General features: G+C 66.5%; 4 protein-coding genes. 1 reads left to right on the top strand and 3 read right to left on the bottom strand.

The features are described 5' to 3' along the window. Positions 1–378 precede the first annotated feature (378 nt). The gene (locus tag ACIBHX_RS35890; protein WP_397071866.1) at positions 379–2,940 is read right to left on the bottom strand and encodes a valine--tRNA ligase; all 2,562 of its coding nucleotides are present in this window, start codon (positions 2,938–2,940) and stop codon (positions 379–381) included. An 81-nt stretch (positions 2,941–3,021) separates the two neighbouring features. Here ACIBHX_RS35890 and ACIBHX_RS35885 point away from each other — a divergent pair, with 81 nt between their 5' ends. Beyond that, positions 3,022–3,849, top strand: coding sequence for a DUF4344 domain-containing metallopeptidase (locus tag ACIBHX_RS35885; protein ID WP_397071865.1), 828 nt, complete (start codon positions 3,022–3,024; stop codon positions 3,847–3,849). Positions 3,850–3,912: 63 nt separating this feature from the next. On the opposite strand, the gene clpX is transcribed toward ACIBHX_RS35885, so the two are convergent. Next, positions 3,913–5,196, bottom strand: a complete 1,284-nt coding sequence (gene clpX, locus ACIBHX_RS35880; protein WP_397071864.1) for an ATP-dependent Clp protease ATP-binding subunit ClpX — start codon at positions 5,194–5,196, stop codon at positions 3,913–3,915. Between the two features lie 173 nt (positions 5,197–5,369). Then, positions 5,370–5,993 carry an ATP-dependent Clp protease proteolytic subunit gene (locus ACIBHX_RS35875; RefSeq protein ID WP_397071878.1) on the bottom strand — a complete coding sequence of 208 codons (624 nt, stop codon included), beginning with the start codon at positions 5,991–5,993 and terminating at the stop codon, positions 5,370–5,372. Positions 5,994–6,000: the final 7 nt, after the last annotated feature.

Below are 6,000 nucleotides of genomic sequence, written 5' to 3'. Positions count from 1 at the left end.
AGCAACAAATGTCCGTCTAAAACAGACGAGGTGTTGCATGAAAATTCATGCACTGGCTTTTAACACACTGTTGAGTTCTCAAGAAACGGACGCGTGCTCCCAAACTACAGGATGCGCACATTTCGTCGCAGCAAGTCTAGCAGACCGGGACAATTCTAGTCAAATCGCCCGCCCTGTCGGTCAACCCGCCTTCAGAGCAACCCTCTAAACCTACTCCATCTTCCGCCCCGTGTCCAATCAGCAGGACACGACCCGGAAGAGGGTTTGATCAAGAGGAGGTGCAGAGCGGACCCGCCCTGCACTGAAGACTCTAGCAGCCTCAGCGGGGTCCAAGGTCCATCTCCGGTAACGAATAGGTCTTCCCCGCGTGCGGCTTCCTCAAACACCGAGTGCCGACAGCTGGGCCTCGAGCCGGGCGATGTCCGCCTCGGACTGCTCGGCCCGCGCCCGCACCTTGGCCACCACGTCCTCGGGCGCCTTGGCCATGAACTGCTCGTTGCCCAGCTTGGCCGCCACCTGGGCGGCCTCCTTCCGCGCCGCGGCGAGGTCCTTCTCCAGGCGCTTGCGCTCGGCGACCACGTCGATGGCGCCGGCGGTGTCGATCTCCACGTTCACGCCGGCGACCGTGAAGCTGGCGGTGGCGGCGAACGTGTCACCGGGTTCCGTCAGGCGCAGCAGCGCACGGATGGCGCCCTCCTGCGCGGCGACAGCCGTACCGGAGAGCCCGAGACGAGCGGCGACCTTCTGGCCGGGCTTGAGGCCCTGGTCGGAGCGGAAGCGGCGGACCTCCGTCACCACCTCCTGCAGAGCGTCGATCTCGGCCTCCGCGGCGGGATCCACCCGGGAGGCGTCGGCGACCGGCCAGGGGGCGATGACGACGGACTCGCCGCCGGTGACCGCGCGCCACAGCTCCTCGGTGACGAACGGGACGAGCGGGTGCAGCAGCCGGAGCAGCGCGTCGAAGACGTGGCCCAGCACGAGCCGGGTGCCGTCGCGCCCCTCAGAGAGCTGGATCTTGGCCAGCTCCAGGTACCAGTCGCAGACCTCGTCCCAGGCGAAGTGGTAGAGCAGGTCGGAGACCTTGGCGAACTCGAAGTCCTCGAAGGCCGCGTCGGCCGCGGAGATGACGTTCTGCAGGCGCGACAGGATCCAGCGGTCGGCGGGCGTCAGGTCCGTCGGCAGCTCCCCGACCGTGGCACCGTTCATGAGCGCGAAGCGGGTCGCGTTCCAGATCTTGTTCACGAAGTTCCGCGAACCGGCCGCCCACTCCTCGCTGACGGCCACGTCGGCGCCGGGGTTGGCGCCGCGCAGCAGCGTGAAGCGGGTGGCGTCGGCGCCGAAGCGCTCGATCCAGTCAAGCGGGTCGACCACGTTGCCGAAGGACTTCGACATCTTCTTGCCGTACTGGTCGCGGACCATGCCGTGCAACGCCACGACCCGGAAGGGCGGCTGCCCGTCCATCGCGTAAAGCCCGAACATCATCATCCGGACGACCCAGAAGAACAGGATGTCGTATCCCGTGACGAGCACGGACGTCGGATAGAAGCGCGCCAGATCCGGCGTGGCCGACGGCCACCCCAGCGTGGAGATCGGCCAGAGCCCCGAGGAGAACCAGGTGTCCAGCACGTCGGGATCCTGCACGTACCCGGCGGGCGGATCCTGGTCGGGACCGACGCAGACGACCTCACCGGCCGGCCCGTACCAGACCGGGATGCGGTGACCCCACCACAGCTGGCGGGAGATGCACCAGTCGTGCATGTCGTCGACCCAGTCGAAGTAGCGCTTGGCCAGCTCCGGCGGGTGGATGACGGTCCGGCCGTCGCGGACCGCGTCGCCGGCGGCCTTGGCCAGCGGCGCGACCTGGACGAACCACTGCAGCGACAGCCGCGGCTCGACGACGGTCTTGCAGCGCGAGCAGTGGCCGACCGAGTGCAGGTAGGGCCGCTTCTCGGCGACGATGCGGCCCTCGGCGCGCAGCGCGGCGACGACGGCCGGGCGCGCCTCGAAGCGGTCCAGCCCCTGGAAGGGGCCGTGCGCGGTGATGATGCCGCGCTCGTCCATCACGGTCAGGGACGGCAGCGAGTGGCGCCGCCCGATCTCGAAGTCGTTCGGGTCGTGGGCCGGGGTGACCTTGACGGCGCCGGTGCCGAACTCCGGATCGACGTGCTCGTCGCCGACCACCGGAATCGAACGCCCCGTGAGCGGCAGATCCACGTAGGTGCCGATGAGGTGCGCGTAGCGGGAGTCAGACGGGTGCACCGCGACCGCGGTGTCGCCGAGCATGGTCTCGGCCCGCGTGGTGGCCACCACGATCTCGTCGGAATAGCGGATCGAGACGAGCTCGCCCTCGTCATCCTGGTGCTCGACCTCGATGTCGGACAGCGCCGTCTGGCAGCGGGGGCACCAGTTGATGATGCGCTCGGCCCGGTAGATGAGCCCGTCGTCGTAGAGCCGCTTGAAGATCGTCTGGACGGCCCTGGACAGCCCCGTGTCCATGGTGAAGCGCTCGCGCGACCAGTCGACACTGTCGCCGAGCTTCTTCATCTGGCCCAGGATCTTGCCGCCGGACTCGGCCTTCCACTCCCAGACCTTGTCGACGAACGCCTCGCGCCCCAGGTCGTGGCGGGACAGCCCCTGGCCGGCCAGCCGGCGCTCGACGACGTTCTGGGTGGCGATGCCCGCGTGGTCCATGCCGGGCAGCCAGAGCGCCTCCTTGCCCCGCATCCTGGCGCGGCGCGTCAGCGCGTCCTGGATGGAGTGGTCGAGCGCATGCCCGATGTGCAGCACGCCGGTCACGTTCGGCGGTGGCAGCACGATGCTGTACGGCTCGCGCGAGCTGCCGGAGTCGGCGCCGAAATACCCCTCGGCTACCCAGCGCTCGTAGCTCCGGGTCTCGACGTCGGCGGGCGTGTACTGGGTAGGCAGCTCTGGCGTTGTCACAGCAAACCAGTCTAGGGCCCGCACCAGGCGTTCATGGATCGTCAACCAACCGTCGATGCCGCGCCCCGATGCTCACATCCCATGAAGCTCAAATACGCGGCCTGCGGGATGCTCGCGGCCCTAGCCCTTACCGCCTGTGGCAGTGGAACTCCAGCCGAGAGCGCGCCGCCGGCGGCGACGAAGTCCGCCGTCGCGCAGAAGTCCGGCAAGGTCAAGGTGGTCTACGGCGAGGTCACCAAGAACCAGGACCTGGCCGCCGTCAAGGACGAGTGGGAGCAGGACAAGGGCCTCGAGGGCATCGGCGACATGATCACCGGTCTACTCAAGCTCCCCTCCGACATCACCGTGGAGGGCAAGGAGTGCGGGGAGGAGAACGCGTTCTGGCAGCCCGACACCAAGACCCTCACGCTCTGCTACGAGGTCCAGCCGTGGATGGAGGACACGTTCGCGCAGTCCATGGACGAGAAGCAGGCCAAGGAGAAGGCCTCCAATGCGGTGATGGGCATCATCCTGCACGAGCTCGGCCACGCCACCGTCAGCCTGTACAACCTGCCGATCACCGGCAAGGAGGAGGACGCGGTCGACCAGCTGGCCACGGTCCTGCTCGCCAAGGGCGGTGACGATACGGCCGAGATGGCGCTCGACTTCGGCGAGTTCTGGCAGATCCTGGCAAGCCAGAGCGACCTTGAGGATCTGGACTTCGCCGACGAGCACTCCACCGATGACCAGCGCGCCTACAACGTCATGTGCTGGGTCCTGGGCTCCAACCCGGACAAGTTCACCGACGTGCTGGTGGGCAGCCAGGACGACGGCCTGCTGCCCGAGTCGCGTGCCCAGCGCTGCCCCGAGGAGTACGCGCAGATCGAGAAGGCATGGATGACGCTGCTCAAGCCACACCTCGCCGCCTGATCCACCCCGGATACGGCAAAGCCGCCCCTCACGTCGATGGGGCGGCTTGCCGTACGGGATGGGTCAGGCCGACTTCTCGCGCGGAGTGCGCTGCTGCTTGGCGGCCAGCTGATCGCGCGGGACCAGGGTTGGGATCGCGTGCTCCAGCACCGACTCGCGGGTGATGACGACGCGGGCGACGTCCTGTCGGGAGGGCACCTCGTACATGACCGACAGGAGCACCTCCTCCAGGATCGCGCGCAGGCCGCGGGCGCCGGTGCCGCGCAGGCTCGCCGTGTCGGCGATGGCCTCGAGCGCGTCGTCGGTGAACTCCAGCTCCACGCCGTCGAGCTCGAACAGCTTGCGGTACTGCTTGACCAGCGCGTTGCGGGGCTCGGTGAGGATCTGGATGAGCGCCTCGCGGTCGAGGTTGTGCACCGAGGTGATGACCGGCAGGCGGCCGACGAACTCGGGGATCATGCCGAACTTGAGCAGGTCCTCCGGCATGACCTCGCCGAAGATGTCGGCGGAGTCCGTCTCCTCCTTGGAGCGGATGATGGCGTTGAAGCCGATGCCCTTTTTGCCGATCCGGGAGTCGATGATCTTCTCCAGGCCGGCGAACGCGCCGCCGCAGATGAACAGCACGTTGGTGGTGTCGATCTGGATGAACTCCTGGTGCGGGTGCTTGCGGCCGCCCTGCGGGGGCACGCTCGCGGTGGTGCCTTCCAGGATCTTCAGCAGGGCCTGCTGGACGCCTTCGCCGGAGACGTCGCGGGTGATCGACGGGTTCTCGCTCTTGCGGGCGATCTTGTCGACCTCGTCGATGTAGATGATGCCGGTCTCGGCCTTCTTGACGTCGTAGTCGGCGGCCTGGATGAGCTTGAGCAGGATGTTCTCGACGTCCTCGCCGACGTAGCCGGCCTCGGTCAGCGCCGTGGCGTCGGCGATGGCGAAGGGGACGTTGAGCATCTTGGCCAGGGTCTGCGCCAACAGCGTCTTGCCGGAGCCGGTGGGGCCGAGCAGCAGGATGTTCGACTTGGACAGCTCGATGCCCTCGTCTCTGCCTCGGTCACCGGACTGCACCCGCTTGTAGTGGTTGTACACCGCCACCGAGAGGGCCTTCTTCGCCTTGTCCTGACCGATGACATAGGCGTCGAGGAACTCGTAGATCTCTCTCGGCTTGGGCAGGTTGTCCCACTTGAGCTCGGAGGACTCGGAGAGCTCCTCCTCGATGATCTCGTTGCAGAGATCGATGCACTCATCGCAGATGTAGACGCCAGGACCGGCAATGAGCTTCTTGACTTGCTTCTGGCTCTTTCCGCAGAAAGAGCATTTCAGCAGGTCTCCCCCGTCGCCGATGCGTGCCACCCCAGATACTCCTTTGCGTGGGACCGCCCTGCTCCCGCGATCCGTATTTCCGGACCCGGTCCGAACCGCTCAGGTTTCGACGTTACCGTCTTCTGGGCCCTAGGTGAGCCCCCTGGCGGCGAGTCGCACCGGAACGTGCCTTATTGGGCAGCGCTCCGGTGCGCTACACCTCGTCAGGAAGCGACGGCCTGAGCCGCCTTCTTCCTGGACGGGATGATGTCATCGATCAGACCATACGCCTTCGCTTCGTCCGCAGTGAGAATCTTGTCACGTTCGATGTCTTTACGAACATCTGCGGTAGACCTGCCGGTGTGCTTGGAGATGATGTCCTCCATCAGCGCACGCATGCGGAGAATCTCGCGGGCCTGGATCTCGATGTCGCTACCCTGGCCGCCGCCCTCGGTGGACGGCTGGTGGATCAGCATCCGGGCGTTCGGCAGCGCGAAGCGCTTGCCCGGCGTGCCACCGGCCAGCAGCACGGCCGCGGCGGAGGCGGCCTGGCCGAGGCAGACGGTCTGGATCTCCGGCCGGACGAACTGCATCGTGTCGTAGATCGCCGCCATGGCGGTGAACGAGCCGCCGGGCGAGTTGATGTAGATGCTGATGTCACGGTCGGGATCGAGCGACTCAAGCGTCAGCAGCTGCGACATCACGTCGTTGGCCGACGCGTCGTCGATCTGCACGCCGAGGAAGATGATCCGGTCCTCGAAGAGCTTGGTGTACGGATCCATGGTCTTGGATCCGTAGGACGTGCGCTCGGTGAACTGAGGGAGCACGTAGCGGCTTTCGATATTCACTTCAACT

Source organism: Nonomuraea sp. NPDC050536 (genome assembly GCF_044457685.1).
Lineage (GTDB): Bacteria > Actinomycetota > Actinomycetes > Streptosporangiales > Streptosporangiaceae > Nonomuraea.
Note: the sequence above shows the minus strand (reverse complement) of the source record. Positions and strands in the feature narration are given on the sequence as shown.